22 protein-coding genes and 3 riboswitches are annotated in these 21125 nt (G+C 33.1%); of the genes, 20 read left to right on the top strand and 2 right to left on the bottom strand.

Features of this window, described 5'->3' with window-relative positions:
* A partial coding sequence (locus tag BLP68_RS08390; RefSeq protein ID WP_408606029.1) for a transposase occupies window positions 1-231 on the top strand: 231 nt, incomplete at its 5' end.
* Between the two features lie 218 nt (window positions 232-449).
* Here the strand turns inward: BLP68_RS08390 and BLP68_RS08385 are convergent.
* Window positions 450-1682 (bottom strand): LL-diaminopimelate aminotransferase, encoded by a 1233-nt coding sequence (locus BLP68_RS08385; RefSeq protein ID WP_091542366.1) that lies wholly within the window; start codon window positions 1680-1682, stop codon window positions 450-452.
* A 298-nt stretch (window positions 1683-1980) separates the two neighbouring features.
* Between BLP68_RS08385 and BLP68_RS08380 the strand changes: the two genes are divergently transcribed.
* From BLP68_RS08380 to BLP68_RS08290, 19 genes are all read left to right on the top strand, one after another.
* Window positions 1981-4008: a sensor domain-containing protein gene (locus BLP68_RS08380; protein ID WP_176758936.1), complete on the top strand. Its 2028-nt coding sequence runs from the start codon at window positions 1981-1983 to the stop codon at window positions 4006-4008.
* A gap of 209 nt (window positions 4009-4217) precedes the next feature.
* Window positions 4218-4598, top strand: a complete 381-nt coding sequence (locus BLP68_RS08375; protein WP_091542358.1) for a rhodanese-like domain-containing protein — start codon at window positions 4218-4220, stop codon at window positions 4596-4598.
* Between the two features lie 224 nt (window positions 4599-4822).
* Window positions 4823-5737, top strand: coding sequence for a phosphate/phosphite/phosphonate ABC transporter substrate-binding protein (gene phnD, locus BLP68_RS08370; RefSeq protein ID WP_091542355.1), 915 nt, complete (start codon window positions 4823-4825; stop codon window positions 5735-5737).
* Between the two features lie 5 nt (window positions 5738-5742).
* The gene (gene phnE / locus BLP68_RS08365; RefSeq protein ID WP_091542353.1) at window positions 5743-6537 is read left to right on the top strand and encodes a phosphonate ABC transporter, permease protein PhnE; all 795 of its coding nucleotides are present in this window, start codon (window positions 5743-5745) and stop codon (window positions 6535-6537) included.
* Between the two features lie 2 nt (window positions 6538-6539).
* Window positions 6540-7277 carry a phosphonate ABC transporter ATP-binding protein gene (phnC, locus tag BLP68_RS08360; protein ID WP_091542352.1) on the top strand — a complete coding sequence of 246 codons (738 nt, stop codon included), beginning with the start codon at window positions 6540-6542 and terminating at the stop codon, window positions 7275-7277.
* A gap of 224 nt (window positions 7278-7501) precedes the next feature.
* Window positions 7502-8608, top strand: a complete 1107-nt coding sequence (locus tag BLP68_RS08355; RefSeq protein ID WP_091542348.1) for a GGDEF domain-containing protein — start codon at window positions 7502-7504, stop codon at window positions 8606-8608.
* 103 nt (window positions 8609-8711) lie between these two features.
* A riboswitch (molybdenum cofactor riboswitch) is annotated at window positions 8712-8838 on the top strand.
* A gap of 284 nt (window positions 8839-9122) precedes the next feature.
* Window positions 9123-9545, top strand: a complete 423-nt coding sequence (locus BLP68_RS08350; RefSeq protein ID WP_091542344.1) for an FMN-binding protein — start codon at window positions 9123-9125, stop codon at window positions 9543-9545.
* Window positions 9542-10648, top strand: coding sequence for a molybdopterin-dependent oxidoreductase (locus tag BLP68_RS08345; RefSeq protein WP_091542341.1), 1107 nt, complete (start codon window positions 9542-9544; stop codon window positions 10646-10648). The genes BLP68_RS08350 and BLP68_RS08345 overlap by 4 nt, the downstream gene beginning before the upstream one ends.
* 20 nt (window positions 10649-10668) lie before the next feature.
* Window positions 10669-11229, top strand: coding sequence for an ECF transporter S component (locus BLP68_RS08340; RefSeq protein WP_091542339.1), 561 nt, complete (start codon window positions 10669-10671; stop codon window positions 11227-11229).
* 59 nt (window positions 11230-11288) lie between these two features.
* Entirely contained in the window at window positions 11289-12785 is a 1497-nt protein-coding gene (locus BLP68_RS08335) for an alkaline phosphatase family protein (protein ID WP_176758935.1), read from the top strand.
* Entirely contained in the window at window positions 12778-13290 is a 513-nt protein-coding gene (locus tag BLP68_RS08330) for a molybdopterin-dependent oxidoreductase (RefSeq protein ID WP_091542333.1), read from the top strand. The genes BLP68_RS08335 and BLP68_RS08330 overlap by 8 nt, the downstream gene beginning before the upstream one ends.
* Complete coding sequence (locus BLP68_RS08325) at window positions 13287-13973, top strand: energy-coupling factor ABC transporter ATP-binding protein (protein WP_091542332.1); 687 nt, start codon at window positions 13287-13289, stop codon at window positions 13971-13973. The genes BLP68_RS08330 and BLP68_RS08325 overlap by 4 nt, the downstream gene beginning before the upstream one ends.
* Window positions 13939-14652, top strand: coding sequence for an energy-coupling factor ABC transporter ATP-binding protein (locus BLP68_RS08320; RefSeq protein ID WP_207647895.1), 714 nt, complete (start codon window positions 13939-13941; stop codon window positions 14650-14652). Before BLP68_RS08325 ends, BLP68_RS08320 begins: the two co-directional genes overlap by 35 nt.
* Entirely contained in the window at window positions 14633-15370 is a 738-nt protein-coding gene (locus BLP68_RS08315; RefSeq protein ID WP_091542329.1) for an energy-coupling factor transporter transmembrane component T family protein, read from the top strand. Before BLP68_RS08320 ends, BLP68_RS08315 begins: the two co-directional genes overlap by 20 nt.
* A gap of 19 nt (window positions 15371-15389) precedes the next feature.
* Window positions 15390-16136, top strand: coding sequence for a molybdopterin-guanine dinucleotide biosynthesis protein B (gene mobB, locus BLP68_RS08310; RefSeq protein ID WP_091542325.1), 747 nt, complete (start codon window positions 15390-15392; stop codon window positions 16134-16136).
* A 2-nt stretch (window positions 16137-16138) separates the two neighbouring features.
* On the top strand, window positions 16139-16843 hold the full coding sequence (locus BLP68_RS08305) for an RIO1 family regulatory kinase/ATPase domain-containing protein (RefSeq protein WP_091542323.1): 705 nt from the start codon (window positions 16139-16141) through the stop codon (window positions 16841-16843).
* A gap of 137 nt (window positions 16844-16980) precedes the next feature.
* A complete protein-coding gene (locus tag BLP68_RS08300; RefSeq protein WP_091542320.1) occupies window positions 16981-17151 on the top strand; it encodes a DUF1540 domain-containing protein in 171 nt (56 codons plus the stop codon).
* Between the two features lie 180 nt (window positions 17152-17331).
* Window positions 17332-17452: riboswitch (SAM-I-IV-variant riboswitch) on the top strand.
* A gap of 46 nt (window positions 17453-17498) precedes the next feature.
* A riboswitch (SAM riboswitch) is annotated at window positions 17499-17611 on the top strand.
* Between the two features lie 130 nt (window positions 17612-17741).
* A complete protein-coding gene (locus BLP68_RS08295) occupies window positions 17742-18977 on the top strand; it encodes a homoserine dehydrogenase (RefSeq protein WP_091542317.1) in 1236 nt (411 codons plus the stop codon).
* On the top strand, window positions 18958-20193 hold the full coding sequence (locus BLP68_RS08290; RefSeq protein WP_176758934.1) for an aspartate kinase: 1236 nt from the start codon (window positions 18958-18960) through the stop codon (window positions 20191-20193). Before BLP68_RS08295 ends, BLP68_RS08290 begins: the two co-directional genes overlap by 20 nt.
* Here the strand turns inward: BLP68_RS08290 and BLP68_RS08285 are convergent.
* Window positions 20190-21098: a radical SAM protein gene (locus tag BLP68_RS08285; protein WP_091542312.1), complete on the bottom strand. Its 909-nt coding sequence runs from the start codon at window positions 21096-21098 to the stop codon at window positions 20190-20192. The genes BLP68_RS08290 and BLP68_RS08285 overlap by 4 nt on opposite strands.
* Between the last annotated feature and the right edge of the window lie 27 nt (window positions 21099-21125).

The raw sequence follows: 21125 nt of genomic DNA, 5'->3' as shown, positions 1-21125 counted from the left end.
GAAGACTTAGCCGATAAGGCTAGAAGATTTATGAAAACTGAAAAAGGTAAGCGTTACTATAAACGCAGAAAAGAAACCGTGGAAAGAATCTTTGCTGACGCAAAGGAATTGCACGGCCTTAGGTATGCCCACTATCGTGGACTCCATTTAGTTCAGATGCAGTGTTTAATGACTGCTACTGCACAAAATATCAAAAAAATAGCCACTAAGCTATCAAAAGTCCAGGAATAATCTTGGGTTTTTGATAGTTTAGTAGCAGAAACAATTAAAAATTTCATTTAAATCAATTTACAAAGAATTTAACCACCAGATTAGATAAAATCTGGTGGTTTGTAATCAACCTCAAGCGTCGTAGACGCTCTTTTATATAAAAAGAAAGTTAAAAGCATCTTTTCATTGTTTTAAAAGCATGAAATGCTTTAGTTATAGGCAGTTACTTTTAAGGCGAACTAAAAGACCAACTGTAGCTTCGATAATCGTTCCTTAAATTCGTTAATAATTCGAACCTCATCATTAAAATCCTGAGCCTCAAAGGTAACAGATAGTCTCACATATGGCTCGGGTGTATTCCATGGAACTGTACATATTTGTGCATGCTTCAACAGATAAATGGAGAATTCCTCTGCATCCTTAAATTCTAGCCCATCTTTAGTTCCCTTAGGAATTGGTACATAACAGTAAAATGTCGCACGGGGCTTCTCTATATTAAAACCAACCTCATTTAAAGCAGCAATGAGCAAATCAAACCTTCTGGAATAACGTTTGCAATTATTAGAAGAAATTTCAGGATGCTTTAAGGCATAAGCACCTGCCTTTTGAATAGCTCTGAATTGTCCTGAATCAGAGTTAGCCTTCACTGTGCTTAGAATGTTAATTATTTCGGAATTGCCAGCTGCAAAAGCTATCCGCCACCCAGTCATATTAAAGGCCTTAGAAAGAGAATGTATTTCTATTCCTACCTCTTTAGCTCCATCAATTGATAGAAAGCTCAAGGGCTTTTCATCATCGAAAACAATAGTGGAATAAGTGGAATCAGCAATAACAACAACATTATTTTTATGGGCGAAATCAACAACTCTTTTGTAGAATTCTTCAGTAGCTACCTGTCCAGTGGGGTTATTGGGATAATTAATATATAAGAGCTTTGATCGGTATAAAATTACATTTAGAATATTCGAAAACTCAGGATAAAAGCTATTGGCTTTTGTTAATGGAAGGCCATAGACAACTCCTCCCAGGTATTTAGTATGGGTGGCAATAATTGGGTAGCTAGGCAGGGTGGTTAGTGTAATATCTCCTGGATTAATAAAGCATAAGGGAATCATTGAAAGAATAGATTTAGCTCCAACTCCATGAAGTATTTCATTGTGAGGGTTAAGGTCCTTTACTCCAAATACTTCATCAAGGTAATGAGCTGCTGCCTTCTGAAATTCCAGGATACCATTATCTGCATAACACCTATTTTCCAGCTTCCCTGCCTCCTGGCATAGGATATCTATAACCTCTTCATCAGCCTGTAAATCTGGTTCACCAATTCCCATGTCAATAAGCTCAATGTCTGGATACTTTTTTCTTATCTCATCCTTTGCTGTCTTTATACGCATAAATTTATAATCTTGTTTTGCAATATCAAAGCTGTGATCTCTAAATCTATCGGCTATCAAATCACTAACTATTCCCATTAATCCTCTCTCCCTTCGAAATAATATTTTGAAGATAACAATTATAAACCATTTTATTCTATAGAAGGGGAAGGTGTTCATAGAGCTATCATTATAAATTACTACAATTTTTTATTGGATCATTATAGTTGACAGAGGGGTGTCGCTTAGCTGTATTGGTTAGTGGAATAGCTCCAATTTATGATATCTACTTTCATTGCAAGTAACAAAATTCGACAAATTAGTATATTAATTTACTATATAATCAATGTAACGAATAAAATATCTTAAGTATGAAAAATTCTATTTGAGGATGGTAATGGTGATGTATAAACCTTTAGCCAGCATTTTAGAAAAACGAAATAAAGATATAGCTTATTATATTGAAAAGCCTAATCGTATGAACCCCAGAGAAGAATCCTTCTACATTGCCATAATCTATAGCTTCTTCGGCTTGGTATGGATACTCCTTTCCGATACCCTCTTAAATTTTCTAATTAAGGATCCTGTACTATATAGGCAAATACAGACATACAAGGGATGGATGTATGTAATAATAACTACACTTCTTATCTATTGGCTAGTTAGAAGCCGAATGAGCTTAATTCAAAAAGCTTTAAAGGTGATATTTACATCATATGAGGAATTAAGTACTACATTTGAAGAACTAATCGCAATCGAAGAAGAGTTAAGGTATCAAAAGAACTTTACAGAAAATATTATTAAGGATGCCCCAGTTATTATTGCCATATGGGATAATGAGGGAAGAATAAAAAGCATTAACCCATTCGCGCAGGAATTATTCGGTTATACAGAGGAAGAGGTTTTTAATAAATGCTGGTTAGATATATATATTCCTGAGGAAAATAGATTTAAAATGGAGAGTATAATTAAACGTATTAAAAGGGATAAAGAATTAAAAAATCATGAAAGTCAATTTATAACTAAAGACGGTAAAATACTTGATATTTTATGGAATAGCAATGTACTTAATATTTCAGATTTAAAGGATTACGAAATAATATCTGTAGGTACAAATATTACAGAAAGAAAGGCTGATGAAGAAAGATTCAGACGGTTGGCTTACTATGATTCCTTAACTGGTTTACCTAATCGCCTTTTATTTGAAAAGGAAATCAATAAGCTTATCAATCAAAAAAATACGAAATTTATGATAGCCTATATTGACTGTGATAATTTCAAATATATTAATGACACTCTGGGACATCATGTAGGAAATGAATTCTTAAAATATATTGGGATATGTCTTGAAGAAGAGATAAGCCATTCTAGTATTGTTGCTCGTTTTGGTGGAGATGAATTTGCAATATTATTTAGAGAAAAAGAAACATTTGATATATTGAATAAAATAGAATCTATTAAAACTAGAATCGGAACCACCTGGTCAATACATAATTACCACTTCTTTATTTCTTTGAGTATTGGAATCGCCATATATCCACAGGATGGAGCGGATGCAACCCAGCTTTTTAAAAATGCTGATATAGCCATGTATGAAGCAAAGAAAACCTGTAAAAATAGTGTAGCTTTTTATAATAATGAAATGCAGAGTAATAACATAAAGCATGTACAAATAGCCAATCAGCTACAGTATGCTATAGAAAATAATGAGTTTAGATTATATTATCAACCAAAATTCAGGTTAGATACAGAAAAAATCTATGGTATGGAAGCATTAATAAGATGGTTTCAACCCGAAAAGGGCTTTATTTCCCCTGACGAATTTATACCTTTATCAGAAGAAACTGGACAAATATTCAATATTGAACGGTGGGTAATAAAAACAGCATTAATACAGAAAAAAGAGTTAGAGGAACGCGGCTTTATAGATATGGAAATCTCCATAAATCTGTCTAGTAAAACCTTAACTAGTGATGTTAACTTTATGGAATTAGATAAATTATTCTCTTCCTTTAATATTGACTATTCAAAAATAACTATCGAGATAACAGAAACTGCAATTATTGCTGATGTTAATTCTGCAATAGAGAGATTAAAGGTGTTAAAGACTAGAGGATTGAAAATTGCCTTGGATGATTTCGGCACAGGGTATTCATCACTCACCTACTTAAAGAATTTACCAATTGACATAATAAAGTTGGACAGAAATTTTGTAAAAAGTATAGAAGACAATACTAGGGATGCAGTTATTATTAAGTCGATTTTATCTATGGCTCAAGATTTAAACTACAAAGTGGTTGCAGAGGGTATAGAAACAAAAGAACAGTTAGATTATTTAAGAAAACATCATTGTGAAGGAGGTCAAGGATATCTATTTAGTAAGCCAATTCCTATGGAAGAGGTTTATGATATACTTAGCAAATAGAAAAATACTTCTATAGTATTTACTTATGAATCAAGTGGGAGGTAGAATTTCAGATACCTCCTTTTGTAATGTTTTATTAATTACCAAATGTTTATCTATGCATAGTAAGGGTATTTTATGTTAAGATATAGAAAAAAATAATTATAGATTTTATAAGTTTTTATAATTAGTATGGGTTTTTGTGTCTTGAATGGAAAGGAGATGAGACCTTGAACAAATGGACTATTATATTACTTATTGTAATAATAGGTTTGTTTTTTTATAATAATTCAAAAAAACAGGCGGGGTATCGAACAATTAATCCTACAGATGCACAGGCAATGCTTTCACAAAATGAAGAAGTAATTCTACTAGATGTCAGAAGTAAAGAAGAGTATCAAGAAAAACATATTGAAGGCAGCTTGTTAATACCACTGAATGTTTTGGCGGAGCAGGTGGAAATAAAGCTCCCAAATAAAAATCAAAAGATTATTGTTTATTGTAGGTCAGGAAACAGAAGTAAAACTGCAGCAAATACCTTATTAAGCATGGGATATAAAAATGTGTATGACCTCGGGGGAATTAATAGTTGGCCCTTTGATACAAATTAGTTACTAGTAAAAAATTGATACTAGTCTTAATAGAACTGGCTGAACAGCAGTTCTATTTATTTTTTGATCGATTTTGTATAGGAATTACTAATAGAAGTATCATGTAATATCAATTATTTCAATAGTTGGTTAAATAGATTGCATCTATAACTATTATTAATTAAAATTACATTGTGATAATAAAAAATACATAAACATAAATTTCAACATTAGGAGGTTAGGACATGAAGAAGCTTTTAGCTTTAACATTAATCATTATGCTGGTGGTATCCTTGGCAGCTTGTACTAAACCAAAGGCAGTGGATGAACAAACTGCATTGTTAGACCAGGATGAAAATTGGTATATTCCAGAAAAAATTATTATTGGGGCAATTCCAACACAAAATCAAGGGGACATGAAAAATGCAATGGATAAGCTAGGTGAACACTTCTCTAAGGAGCTTGGTACACAGGTAATTGTCGAAGTATATCCCGATTACAATGGTGTGGTTGAGGCTATGAATTATGGACAAGTAGACATGGCATATTTTGGACCTCTAACATATATCATAGCCAATGATAGAGGTGGTGCAGAAGCTATTATGACTCTGCTAGTAAATGGAGAGCCCTTCTATTATTCATATATGATAGCCCATGTAGATTCACCAATTAACACCTTAGAGGACATGATTACTGATGTTGGTCAGTATCAATTTGCCTTTGGCGATGTTAATTCCACCTCTGGCTCTTTAATTCCTACCTTAGCCTTAAAGGAAAAGGGCGTATTTAGAGATCAGATGGATACAGATTTTAAAGAGATATTTTATACTGGCGGTCATGATGCTGCTGCACTGGCGGTGCAGGAAAAGAAAGTGGACGTTGGAGCTGTAGATAGTGCTATTTTTGAAGTAATGAAGAAAAATGGAGTTGTTGATGAAACCAAACTAAAAGTTATATGGCAATCTGAGCCCTTGTTTCAATATCCATGGGCAGTTAAAAAGGGAACACCAAATGAGCTTAAGGAGGCTTTTCAAGAAGCATTCTTAAAGGTAACAGATCAGGAAATCTTAGATGTATTTGGCGCAAACGGCTTTATAAAAGCAGATGATAAAGATTATGAGCCAGTGAGACAGGCAGCAAAGGCTGATGGAAGGTTGTAGAGATTATGCTTAAGCTTTCACATGAAAATAGTAAACTAAAGCTTTCGGATAAAAGTAAGAGGGTCTATCTAACGATAGGTCTTCTTATTTTGTTTTTATGGAGTGCCAACGGTACTAAATTTAATCCTTTATTATTTAGAGATTTTGGAAATACATTGAACTTTATTCAAAAGAGCTTTTTGAATCCAGATTGGTCAGTACTACCTATGGCTTTAAAAGAATCTGTTATTACAGTACAAATTGCAATTATGGGAACCTTTTTAGCCTTAATATTAGCTATACCAATTAGCTTTCTAGGGGCAAAAAACACTTCGCCCCACTGGTCAATATATACATTTTTAAGAAGTGTTTTGAGCTTTATAAGATCAATACCAGAAATTGTATTCGCATTAATTTTCGTGCCTACAGTAAGCTTGGGGCCTTTTGCAGGTGTTTTAGCCCTAATGATCCATAACATAGGGGTAATGGGAAAGCTCTTTTCTGAAATCATAGAATCCGCCGATATAGGCCCACAGGAAGCAGTTGCATCAACAGGAGCAAAAAAAATAATAGTTATACTTTATGGTATTGTGCCTCAAGTAATTCCCCACGTATTATCAAATGCATTTTATCGCCTTGAGGTCAGCGTTAGGGCCTCTTTGGTATTGGGGTTAGTTGGTGCAGGCGGGGTAGGTCAGCTCTTAAGCATTCATTTTAGAATGTTTCAATATAACAAGGTGGCAGTAGATTGTTTAGTTATTATGACTATGGTTATAGTTATTGATTATTTTGGTGGAATCATTCGAAGAAGGGTGATATAGAAATGCAGTTAAAGCTAGAGAATTTAAGTAAACAGTATAATAAAGGCGAAGCCTATGCATTAGATAAGGTTAATTTAGATATTAAAGAAGGAGAGTTTATTTCTGTACTGGGTTTAAGTGGCTCAGGAAAATCTACCCTTATTCGATGTATCAATAGACTAATAGACCCAACAGATGGAAATATATACTTTGAAGAAAAGGAAATAACAAAGCTTAAAGGTGAAGACCTTAGGTTATATAGAAGAAAAATAGCTATGATTTTTCAACAGTACAATCTAATCCCTAGAATGGATGTAATAACCAATGTTTTAGCAGGAAGGTTTGGTTACTTTTCTGCAAATAAGATTATTTTTAAGAAATTTAAGTCCAATGAAATTATGGAGGCTGAAGCAGCTTTAGAAAAGGTAGGACTTATAAATTTTACAAATAGGCAGGTTAAAACCTTAAGTGGAGGTCAACAGCAGAGAGTAGGTATTGCTAGAGCCCTTTTACAGCAACCCAAAATGCTTTTGGGAGATGAGCCTGTGTCTAGTTTAGACCCAGTAACTGCAGAAGAGGTAATGAAGCTATTATGGGATATTAATAAAAATCAAGGTATAACAATGGTTATGAATCTCCACACAGTAGAGTTGGCAAGAGCATATTCTAAAAGAATTATTGGAATTAATAAAGGGAAAATAGTTTTTGATGGGTCACCTAAGGATTTATACGAAATAGACATTAAAGAAATATATAGATAAGTAACTTCTCTCATATAAATATCTTTTATAGTTGTATAAGAAAATATATATTAGTTTAGGTGTTTTATTATGTTATAATGTGGAAAAGATGACTATGAACCAATTCTTATTGTTGGAATAGTAAAAATGGAGAAACTATTAAATATTATCTAGACTAAAATACATACTAGATAAAAGATATAAAAACCAGAGTTTCTCTGGTTTTCTTTTATGGAGGATGGAAGATGAATACTGAAGAAAAACAAACCACTTCTATATGTTTTGGTGAGTTTAAAGATAAGGTGCTAGAAGATGAATATTTAAACTATGAAATGACCAACGCAATAAAGTATATTAAACCTATATTATTGGCTTTAGGAGTATTGTACCTGTTATTTATTATACCTGATTATTTTTTAATTAAGGATAGTAAAACCCTACAAAGTATCTTAATAAATAGAGTATCTTTTTTAGTATTAGTACTAATTCTTTATTTAAGAGTAAAGCTGGTTGAAAACTATCAATCATTGACCTATTGGTTTACAATTTACGAGATGATTATTGGAATATCATTTCTTTTTGTGTTTTATAAATATGAATCTCCCAACTTCCTCATACAATCAATGGGCCTAATAATTATTATATTATCTATTTTTTTAGTACCAAATAAGTACAAATATATGGTTTTTGCATCAGTATTTATAAGCATTAGCTTTTTCATACTCTCTAAGATAACAATTAGAGATATAAGTTTTTCTGAATACTCTGCATCCATTGTTTATATAACCCTGGTGATTATTCTTACTGGTATTTCATCATATAAAATAAATGAATCAAGAAGAATACAATATGTAAATAGCAAAGCACTAATAAAAATGTCAGAGACAGATGCATTAACTGGTATATACAATAAAGCCAAATTTAATGACGAGATAAAAAGATGGGTCCAAATTTCCAATAGATATAATACTCCATTGTCGCTAGTAATGTTTGATATAGACGATTTTAAAAAAACCAACGATAAGTATGGACATTTAATTGGAGATAAGGTTTTAGTTTCTATAACCAATATTGTACTGAAAAATCTAAGACAAACAGATGTTTTTGCCCGTTGGGGTGGAGAGGAATTTGTAATTCTGATGCCAAACACACAGGTGGAGCAAGCTGTTGACATAACAGAAAGATTAAGACTTATTGTTTTCGATAATCCGGTTGATGAAGTTGAGCATATTAGCTGTAGCTTTGGTGTAGTGGAACTAACATATAATGATGATGTGGACACATTTTTACATAGGGCTGATCAAAATCTATACTCAGCTAAAAATTCTGGAAAAAACTTAGTTGTAGGGTAATCTTATAAAAATACTAAGCGGATATTAATTACAATTCTAATTTTGTTAAAGTATTGACAAGCCATTGGTTAATTATGTATCATGTACTTATAATATAACTTTAATTAAATATTATCTCCGAGTTTATTACTCCTAACAAAACTTAAGTTTTTATGGAGGATAAGCCTATAGGGTATATCGGGAAACCTTTATGCCTCCCATTGTGGAAAGGAGTCGTACATCCATAACATCATATCAAATGATGTCAGTGCATGTGAAGACGCCCCTTAGGCGTTTTTTTTAACGATAATGACTCCTTTTTATAAGGAGTTATTTTTTGTTGTTTTTTTCTTGCTTTATATCAAAGAGCTAAATAATTATTTTAGGAAAGCATATTAAAAATACATAATTGAAAAGGGGGTATCGACTTATCAAATCTTTATACTATACTATTATATTTCTTACAACAATATTTTTGATTGGATGTACTAGCACTTATAGTGGAAAGGTACCAGCTATAATTCAAGAAGAACTAATGGAGGGAGATGAAGCTTACAATTTAGCAAAATATAAAACCGACAATATTACTTATGTATACCATGTGAAAAGAAGTACAGGAGAGGAAGTAATAATTCAACTGGCTGAAGGAGAAGGATATAAAGACACGATTCATTTGCTAGTGGTAATTAGTGTTACAAACAATTCATTAGCCAAGGTTATGGTCCTAGAGCATACTGAAACGGCTTCCTATGGTGGATATGTAACAGAATCTTGGTTTCTTGACAGGTTCATTGGTAAAAAAACCAATAAACAGTTGGTGGCTGCCAAAATTGCTACAAAAAATCCAGAAGAAGTATCAATTATTACTGGTGCTACAGTAACCAGTGAGGCAGTAATTAATGCTGTTAATAGCTGCATAGAAAATTTCCAAATGATAAAAGAGGGGGAATTACAATGAAAAAACTGAGCACACTTATATGTATTGCTATAATACTAGGGTTATTATTAACAGGATGTACTGATGTTTCTACTCCAACAGATGGAGACTCCAATGGTGCCGAAGCGGCAGGAAACGAAATAATTATAATAGCGGGCTTAGGGGCTGAAGATATTGAAATTACGGTTAAAAAGCTAAAGGGCTATAATAAAGTCACTAAGGAAGTAGTTTCAGTTAATTCCAGCGGAAATGAAAATCAATTTAAAGCTACAGGATGTCTATTGGAGGATGTTCTTAAGGACTTAGGTCATTCTCAGAAAAGCCTAGAGGCAATAAGATTGGTAGCAGGTGATGGTTATTCAATGGAGGTTCCTAAAGAGGTGGTAAATGCAAGAGATATTATACTTGCCTATGAAATAGATGGGGAGCCTTTAGATGAAAAAAGTCAACCAATTAGAGTAATTGTTCCAGAAGAACGAGCAATGTATTGGGTTAGGAATTTAAGTGCCATTGAAGTGCTTGAAGCTATTGAAAAATCTACAGTTGAATCAGTTGTGTTTCTTGAAGCAGCCACTACCCTTATTCCACAAGAAGAATATACCTATTATGATAGTGTTGACTATGCTGTTAAGGCTAAGGATTTAATAGAAGAGTTTGCTGGCAACGAAGATGCAGATGTATATATAAAGGCAGCAGATGGACTAGAGAAAAATGAAACATTAACAATTTTTAAAGATGGTTATATAAAGATAACTGGCGAAGATAACCCAATGTTTTTATCACCTGATATTCCAAAGGGAATGTATGTTAAAAATATTTTGCATTTCTCCCAAGGAAAATATGGATTTTGCAGCCTAATTAGTGGTGAATCAGTTTTTCAGGCAGTTGCTGTTGAAGATCAAGAGGGAATATCAATAAAAGTAATAGCAGACGAAATGAGATTAAAGGAAGGAAGTATCTATATATTCACAGCTATAGACGGATATAGTGTAGAGGTAGAGGCTGCAGATCTTGAAAAGGGAATAGTATATATAGGAAAAGAAGGAGAATTAAGAACTCTATTTGATGGACTACCAAAGAATACTAGAATTAAAGGATTACTTTCAATTGAAGCTATGGAGTAATATTAATACGGAGGTATAAAATGCCAAAGGAAAGATTTTTAAGTAGATTTTCAGTATTTGATTTGGTAGTAATTGCTATGATGGCTTCACTGGGAATTGCCATTAAACCTGTAGTCGTTCCATTAGCCCATATTATTACAGGGCCACTGTATATACCAGGTGGTGTTATTGCAGGTGGTTTCTATATGCTTTGGTTGGTTTTGGGAGCAGGTCTGGTAGGGAAAAGGGGAACCGCCACTTTGATTGCGCTTGTACAGGCAATCATGGTGGTGGCTATAGGTGTTTTTGGAACCCATGGTATTTTAAGCCTAATAACATATTTATTACCAGGAGTTGCAGTAGATTTAGTTTTATTAATAACAAGACATAGGGGATGCTGCTTGGGTTGTTGTTTTCTCGCTGGAATCGCCGCCAATATAAGTGGTACATTTCTAGTAAACATTGTTTTTTTTCAGCTACCATTAGTACCTTTAATATTGAGCTTAAGCAGTGCAGCTCTTTCAGGGGGAATTGGGGGCATAATTGCCTTCAATATTATAAAGCAGTTTAAAAAATTCAATGTTATTAATCGTGAATTATAAATTTTATATGGTATTTTAGCGGTTTCATGGTTGAGGTAAAATAAATGAGGAGTGACAAAATGAATTTTAAAAATCAACTAGGAATAGCAATGTTATTGGTGGTGAGTTTATTTATTGGGTTATTCTTGGGAAAAAATGTAGAAGGTTCAAGTAAAGCTCAAGGTTACTTCCCAACCTTTATGGTTGTTGGAGATGTGAAACAGGTTATTACTATAGATGATAAGCATGATTTTCCTCTACATAAAATGGAGCATAGAGGTATAACAATGGACTTTTTTAGCTTAGAGCATATCATTGAGGCAGCAGTGCCTATTGTAGAAGATTTTGAGGTATTATTGGTTGGTGGTGATGGTCTTATATCTAAAATTGATAAAATAGATGATTGTTCAATTACCTTTTCAGATATATACGGCTGGGAGTTTGTAAATAAAAGTCACCCAATCAGTAGTAATATAAAAATGGTGAAGGAAATAGTTGTGGTTTCGACAGAGAGTAATTGGAAGGATGGGTTAAATATAATAAATGTTGATGGAAATATTCTAAATATTACTGTGGGTCAGTTATATCTACAAGGATATGATGTTTTACATAATTTTGAAGGAACATCAACAGTTGAAAAAAATGGAAACAGATATGACTCATCAGTATATACAACAAAAAAAATAAAAAGAATAAAGGATTTAGTAGACCTATCTCAAAATTCAAGGCTACTGACAATGGGAGCAAAGGGAGACTATGGCTATGTAGACATCAATGGGTACATTGAGCTTAAGGAAAACAAAATGAATTATGTTGATGTTGGCAGCAAAGAAAAAATCAGTGATATAAAGGGTATATTTATAGATCCTCCATTGGTAAGTATTATGGATACCTATCATGATGCTTTACACTATATAAATCGAGGTGAAAAAGTTTTAATATTCTATATTGATGGCCTTGGTTACCATCAATATATTGAGGCAATGGATAATGGTTATGCACCCTTCTTCAAATCTCTACCAAAGGCTGAAAAAGCTACATCTGTTTATAGACCCGTCACCAATGCAGGGTTTGCTGCAATGATAACAGGTGAGCCACCAGCATTAAATGGTGTTTATTCAAGGAATCAAAGAGAGCTTAAGGTACCGACCATATTTGGAGCTGCCTTGGAGTTAGATAAAAGAGCAGCTTTAATTCAAGGAACATTGAATGTGCTAAATACAGAAATAAATCCAATTTTGAATATGGATACAAATAATAACAGTATAGCTGATGATGAGGTTTATGAAAGGGCGTTAAGTGAAATAAATAAAGGTTACGATTTAATGTTGATACATTTTAAAGCCATAGATATATATGGTCATAGCAATGGAGATATTCATCCAGAAACAATGAATATTATTATGACTATAGATAAATATGTAGAAGATATAGTTAATAGCTGGCAGGGTAAAGTAATTATTACATCGGACCATGGTATGCATTCGACAGAAGAAGGAGGTAGCCATGGAGCATTTATGGTAAAAGATATGGTTGTACCCTATTTAATTATTGAAGGAGGATTAGGAAATGAATAAAAAGGTCTTAATTACCATTCTTTTTTTGATAGGGCTAATAGCCTTAACTGCATATATTAATCGAGGAACTATTAAGGACAAGGCAGTAATGATAGAAAATGCAGAGCTATCTATAAAGGAAGCTGGCAATGAAGGTATGAAACTTGATTTTACACTGATTCAGTTACTTGGAGAAGAGACATTTGTAGCAAACCTTAAAAGCAGTGGGAAGGATCCTGTTGAGCATCAGTATAAGGGTGTGCCCCTGAAGGCTATTCTTAATTCTGCAAATGTAAGCTTTGAAGAGAAAAAACAAGTAATTGTAAGGTCTGTTGATGGATATACTGTGGCTCTTACGGTGGAGGAGGTTCTAGATGATGATAATGTATATATCGCTTACGAAAGAAATGGAGAACCCCTTGGAACTAAAGAAGAAGGAGGTAGTGGTCCATATCAGGTAATAATTAGAAAAGATCCCTTTAGTCAAAGATGGGCTAAATTTGTAGTAGAGGTAGAATTGCAGTGATATACTCAATAGAGGTTAGGGACCTACACTTCAGATATTTAAATAAAGAGGAAGAAACACTGAAGGGGATTAATCTGAAGGTGAAAAAGGGAGAGATTCTAGCAATTGTTGGCTTAAGTGGTAATGGTAAAAGCACCCTATGTCATTGCATAAGTGGTATACTACACAATTCATATAAGGGTGATCTAAGAGGTGATATTCTTTTAGATGGAAGATCACTTAAAGATTTAAAAAGAGTAGATATTATTAAAAAAATAGGGATTGTATTTCAGGATCCTGATACTCAACTATTTTCTCCCACAGTTGAAGATGAAGTTGCCTTTGGTCCTGAAAATTTATGCTTAGAAACTGATGTGATTATTCAAAGAATAGATGATGCTCTAAAGGTTGTAGGTATGGAGAATTATAGACTTAGTAATCCAAATCATCTGTCTGGAGGTCAAAAACAACTTGTGGCTTTAGCATCTGTACTAAGCCTGGAGCCAGAAATCTTTATTTTTGATGAGGCAATGGCGCAGGTTGATAAGGCTGGTAGAACATCGATAAAAAATAAAATTGAAGCCTTAAAAAAACAAGGCAAAACCATAATTATGATAGAACATGATATGACTAATTTAGATATTACCGATAGAGTAATGGTATTAAAGAATGGAAAACTCCAAGAATTTAAAGGAAGCTTATAATGAGGTGATACTTCTGGGATTTATAAAGTTAAGTAATGTTTGTTTTGGTTATAAAGATAATCAAGATATAATAAAAAATATATCACTGGAATTATTTAAGGAGGATTTTACTGCATTTACTGGACCAAATGGTGGGGGCAAAACTACTCTTGGCAAGCTTATGGCAGGTATTTTTAAACCATCAAGGGGTGATATCCTTATTGATGGAACAAATAGCAAAGATCTAAAGCTAGGTGCTGTTGGAAAAAAGATAGGTTATTTGTTTCAAAATCCAGAGAGGCAAATATTTGCACCCACCGTCGAAGAAGATATTACCTTCTCTTTAATATTTAAAGGTGTAGAAAAACAACAGGTAACAATGAAGGCTCAGGAAATGATGGAAATATTTCAGCTAAGTCATCTTCGAAACCAGTTTCCCTTCACCTTAAGTCAAGGAGAGAAACAACGGCTAGCTTTAGCGGGTATACTTATTAATGAACCCTCATTTCTTATCCTAGATGAACCAACTACTGGACTCGATATTGAAAGAAAAGGACAATTATCTAGCATTTTAAAGGAACTATCCAAAAGGGGAGTTGGAATGGCAGTAATTAGTCATGATGATGAATTTATTCAAAATTTATCAACTCGAATTATTGACATAGTGGGGGGGAATGTAATTGCAGATAAGAGAAAATAAAATAGACCCTCGAACAAAATTAACAGCTGTTATTATAATTTCTAGCTTAGCTGTTTTTATTAGAGACATAACCTTACTTTTAGGGATTCTATTAATAACCTTTACTATAACTTATGCTTTAGGCAATAATCCCTTAATGCTTGTAAAAAAACTAAAAAAACTAATTTGGGTTTTTATAGCAATCATTGTAATACAAAGCGTATTCTCCTCTGGAACACCTATTATTAGAGTTGCGAATGTTACTATATTCACTGTGGAGGGAATAACTAAAGGGCTTCAGTTGGGCCTACGGATGTGCATTATAGTAATATCTGCTTCAATAGTATCTACTTCTAGTCCCCGTGAAATAGTACAAGGATTAATACAATGGAAAATACCATACGAGATAGCATTTATGGTTTCCATAGCAATAAGATTTCTTCCGCTTTTTATTGAAGAAATAAAGGATACTGTTACAGCTATACAGCTGAGGGGAATAGAATTGGATAGAATACCAATTCGTAAGAGAATCAAGATATATTCATATGTTTTGATGCCTGTTGTGGCAAGTACACTTATGAAGTCTAAACAACTTTCAGTAGCAATGGAAAGTAAAGGCTTTGGTATTTATCCAACAAGAGCAAGCTTTAAGAAGCTGAAAATGGTCAAGGCTGATTATCTTATAATAGCTGTTTTTTTACTTGGTGCATTTGCCATTATAAAAGTTTACCTATATTAATACATAAAGGAGGATAAAAATGAAGGTATTCTCTGTTTTTGGTATCACTCAGTCTGGAAAAACAACAACAATTGAAAATATAATTAAAGAACTAAAAAAAAGAAGGTATTCGGTTGGAAGTGTAAAGGAAATCCATTATGAAGAATTTGCTATAGATGATGAAGGTAGTAATACATCTAGACATAAAAGGGCAGGGGCAGAACTGGTAACTGCTAGAGGCTATTATGAGACGGATATTTTATTTCCCAGAAGGCTTTCGGTGGAAGAAATCTTAAAGTTTTATCAGCATGATTATGTTGTTTTAGAGGGAGTTACAGATAGTAATGTTCCCAAAATAATAACTGCCCACAACATAGAAGAAATAGAGGAAAGATTAGATCGAACCGTATTTGCAATATCTGGAAGGGTTTCAAATGAAATTAATGAGTATAAAGGTATTCCTATAATAAGTTCCATAACAGATATTGAAAAACTGGTTGACTTAATTGAGGAAAAGGTATTCGAAAAATTACCTCAATTTCTTGAGGAATGCTGTAGTTCATGTGGATATAGTTGTAATGAGTTGACAGAAAAAATAATAAGAGGAGAAGCAAAGCGAGAGGATTGCTCAATTTCTCAAAGTAATATAAAGCTAACCATTAACGACAATGATATTCCAATGGTACCATTTGTTCAAAATATTCTTTATAACTCTGTTATTGGAGTTGTCAAAGAGCTACAGGGATATCAAAAGGATCATAAGATAATTGTAAAGATAGGAGAGTAGTGATGTTCCCCCACGAAGCTTTTGAAAAAAGCACAAATATTACTTGTTATACTGTTGATAAAAAATTTCAAAGTAAAAAAAATGAAGTGTATAAAGTTACTTGCATTGAAGATAATACAAATTTTAATAAAGGTTTAATTGTGAAAAAATACTTGCAATCACATTTAAATTTTGAAAATGAAGTGCATCTTTTAACAGAACTCCACAGGTATGGGTTGTCTGTTCCACGGGTATTTCGTGTAGAAGAAAAATGTATTATAATGGAATATATTGAGGGAAAAACATTAGCCGATGTATTGTATGAATCAGAAGTGAACAGTGAAGAAGGAAGGTTGATGCAGTATAAGGTTAAGAAGTATTTGACAGGGGATTTATTATTTTGGTTAAAAAACTTTTATCAGTATACAAAGATTATTAGAGGAAAAAACTTAATTCTAAAGGATATACACTTACGAAATTTCATATTTGGTGATTCTTTAGTCGGTGTAGACTTTGAAAATTGTTGTGAAGGAAAAAAAGAAGAAGATATTGGTAAGCTTTGTGCCTTTATAGCTACCTATGATCCACCATGGACAACATTGAAAATGGAGCTAATAGAAGAAATGGTTGGAAAAGCATGTGAAATTCTTTCCCTTGATGAAGATATTTTGATGTTAGAAATAGATAAGGAATTAACAGCAATAAAGAAGAGGCGCAAAAATACTTGAAATAAAATAAACTGGAAGATTTATTAAAACGTCACCTTGATATTTATTTCAAACTTTCTATTTTTCAGTGAATATTTTTCCCTAATAGTACAAATAATATAATCGTTAAAAAATAAATTTGATAGGGAGGATATTTGATGAGAGTTAATAAAATGGATCATCCTAATCAAGGTATTAAGTGTGTGGTAAATACTTGTCATTATTATATGTCTGGTGACCACTGTGCTGCTGAAAGAATCGAAGTTCAGCCGAGAAATGCAAGTAATACAGAAGAAACAGATTGTGCTACATTCATGAAGCATCATTAATTACAAAACTAACATTTTGTGCTTCAAAAACCCAGCATTTTGTTATGAACATTGCTGGGTTTATTTGTTTTTGCTATTTGAAATAAATAATTTTTTGTTGACAAAATTATATATATAGATTAATATATTTTTTAAGTATTATTTTAGTTTGAGTAGAATAATAATAATCATCAAATAATTATATCTTATCAAGAGTTAGGGTAGAGAGTTAGCTCGTTGACCCTGCGCCAACCTACTTAAAAAGCAAGGTGGTTCTGCTAACATCGATAAGGAGGCAAATAAGCCAATATAACCTTCTTAGCGGTGTGCTTAGAAGGTTTTTTTATTTTTCAAAATTCATATTAGCATTCTTATCAAGAGAGGTGGAGGGACTGGCCCAATGAAGCCCGGCAACAGCCAACTATATTACAGTAGTTGGAAATGTGCCAATTCCTGCAGCGTAAAAGCTGAGAGATAAGATGTAGGTTATGTCGATGAAGGAATTTGTCGTCTATAAAACTACTTCTTATTTTCTATGAAGTAGTTTTTTTAATGTAGAGAATTAGTAATGAAGGCTGCAAAAATATTAATCTATTGAAGGAGGATTTGAAATGATTAAAATTGGATTGTTAGGGTTAGGGACTGTGGGTACTGGTGTCTATCAGTTAATTAGTGAAAATAGAAATGATCTAAAGGCTTTAATTGGTGAAGAGGTTGAGATATCTAAAATACTAGTTAATAATGTTAGTAAGATTAGAGAGGTTGAATTGGAGAAGGGGATATTAACTCTAAATCCCTATGAAATATTAGACGATCCAACCATTAACATTATTGTTGAGGTTATTGGTGGTGTAACTGATGCCTATACATACATAAAATATGCATTGAATAATGGTAAGCATGTGGTTACGGCAAACAAGGCAGTTATAGCAAAGCATATGAAGGAGCTCACCTCATTATCAAAAACAAGCAATAGTGCATTACTCTACGAAGCCAGTGTTGGTGGTGGAATTCCAATAATCAAACCCTTAAGACAGTATAAGAACATGAGCCAAGTAGATGAAATAAAGGGCATTATAAATGGCACATCGAACTTTATTCTATCTAAAATGATAGATGAAAGCATGAGCTTTGATGAATCCCTATCACTGGCTCAAAGCCTAGGCTATGCAGAGGCTGACCCCACTGATGATGTTGAAGGCTACGACACTGCCCGCAAGTTAGCCATACTTTCATCTATTGCCTTTAATAATAGTATAAATGATGATAGCATCTATTCTCGTGGTATTAGCTCCATTAGTAAAGGTGACATAGATAATTTTAAAGAAATGGGTTTTACAGTCAAACTATTAGGAAAAGCCATCAAAAGAGCCAATCAAATAGCTGCTTCTGTTGAACCAGTTTTAATAAAAGAAAAATCTATGCTTGCTGGTGTAAATGGTGCATTTAACCTGATAGCACTTAATGGAGCACCATTAGGGGAGCTACAGTTTTACGGCCAGGGAGCAGGTAAATTTCCTACAGCAGGAGCTGTTTTAAGTGATATTTTAGATATTATTACCTGTGCATATCCAAAAGAGATTTGTGATAATAATGATCTAGCTACTAATACTACTTCATGCCAGCTATCAGGAAGATATTATATTCGCATAAACCTTCTCGGTGAAGTTACTGATGAGGAAGCATTAAAGTATATTGATGAGAACTTAATTGATACTAAAATCAATAGCTCTAAAGGAGAACTTACATTACTAACTAAAGAGACTACTCCTAATGAAATACAGAAATTTGAAAAATCATTAAATAAATATGTTGAGGGATGCTTCTATGCAAGAATCGATGAGTAATGTATATAATGCTAAAATGCCAGAAATTGTTGTTCAAAAATATGGTGGAACATCAGTAGGTTCAATAGATCGAATTAAAGAAATCGCAAAAAAGATAATAAGTAGTAGAGAGACAGGTAAGCTCATTATTGTTGTAGTATCAGCCATGGGTAACACTACAAATAAACTGTTGGATATTACTAAGCAAATATCCAACAATCCATCAAAAAGAGAAATAGATGCTTTATTAACAACTGGTGAACAGCAGTCTATTGCATTACTCACAATGGCGATTCAGGAATATGGTCATAGCGCAATATCATTAACAGGATTTCAAGCAGGTATTAATACTGTAGGTGATAACTGTAATAGTAGGATTTTTGAGATAAACTATGACAAAATTTATGAACTACTACAACAGTATAAAATTGTTGTAGTAGCGGGATTCCAAGGTATAAATGATTTAGGTGACTTAACAACCCTGGGTAGGGGTGGGTCTGATACAACTGCTGTAGCCCTTGCTGCAAAATTTAGTTGTCCCTGCGAAATATATACTGATGTGAATGGTGTATATACAATTGACCCTAACATCTTCCCGTCTGCTAGAAAGCATGAGGTTATTAGCTATGATGAAATGATAGAAATGGCTAAACTAGGTGCCAAGGTATTAGATAAAAGAGCAGCGGCGCTGGCAAAAAAATTTGACGTACCTATTTATATAGCAAAAAGTGATGGAACAGAAGTTGGAACTTTTATAAGGAGGCGAGATTTAGTGGAGGAAAATAGTATAGTAGGAATAGCCTTGAGGCAAGACCTGATTAGTATTAAATTAAGCAATATAACAGCAGACGAAGTATTGAATGTAATAGATGGTTTTGAAGGAATGGGAGTAGAGCTGATTTCAGTCCATACAGTATTAGAGGATGATGAAAAAATTAGTGTGTTTCTAACATCTACAAAGGAATATACATCAATCATTGAAAAGGTAGAGGATAAACTAAAAAAGAGGCTCAAGGGATTGAAGATTAAAAGTAATAGTAATTTAACCCAGTTATCAGTCGTTGGAGATGGGCTGAAAAATCAAGCGGAAGTTTTCACCAAAATATTTAAAACACTTAGAGATAATGATATAAATTATAAAACTATAACATCAACTGATACAAATATAACATTTTATATTAAAGAGCAAGAAAATTATAAAGCAATTAACAGTCTGGTTAGAGAATTTAATCTCTAAAACCCCCTTGAATTTGTCAGACCAGCCTCTTTAGCAGATTTAAGAGCCTGTTGGAAATCCTGCCTAGTAATATTTTGTGATAACTCTTTATAATCATGGGATCTATAGGCAGGATAATATTGAGACATAACATTTATATAAGTATCCTTAGATATATGGTTAGCTATAAATCCCATAATTTTATCAGTACTTGCAATATTTTCCGGCATTACTAAATGACGAATCATTAGTCCTCTATAGGCAATATTGTTTCCATCTGTTTTAAGGTTGCCAACCTGATGAAACATTTCTTTAATTGCAGCTGTGGCAATAGAATAGTATTGCTTTACACCTAGGTATTTTTCAGCTAGAGTATCATCTGAAAATTTTAAATCAGGCATATATATGTCAATAATATCTTCTAAAAGCATTAAGGTATCTGTAAGGTCATAACCATTTGTATTATATACAATAGGTAAAGTAAGGCCTTCATTAGCAGCTAAATATATAGCTTCTACTATTTGAGGGATTATATGGCCTGGAGATACTAAGTTGATATTATGACATTTTCTTTTTTGAAGATATAGCATTACCTCCGCCAGTTGCTCCACACTGATTTCATTACCTTCACCACAATGACTAATTTCGTAATTCTGACAGAAAACACATTTTAGGTTACAATGGGAAAAGAAAATTGTCCCAGAGCCATGACGTCCCACCAGTTCTTTTTCTTCACCATAATGGGCTTCAGCTCCAGAAACCACTGGGTGAGTTAAGGTTTTACAAAAGCCAGCCTCACCCTTAATTCTATCTACACTACATTGGTGGGGACATAACACACAATTATTAAGCATGCTTTTTAGTTTATCCACCCTTTTCTTAAATGTATTATTTTCTAGAAGCTTCATATATGAGGCCTTTCCCATTTCTAAATTCCCTCCGATTAGATATAG

The sequence above is a fragment of the Alkaliphilus peptidifermentans DSM 18978 genome (assembly GCF_900101495.1).
Taxonomy (GTDB): domain Bacteria; phylum Bacillota; class Clostridia; order Peptostreptococcales; family Natronincolaceae; genus Alkaliphilus_C; species Alkaliphilus_C peptidifermentans.
The sequence above is the reverse complement of the archived record's forward strand: the minus strand, read 5'-3'. Positions and strand labels throughout refer to the sequence as shown.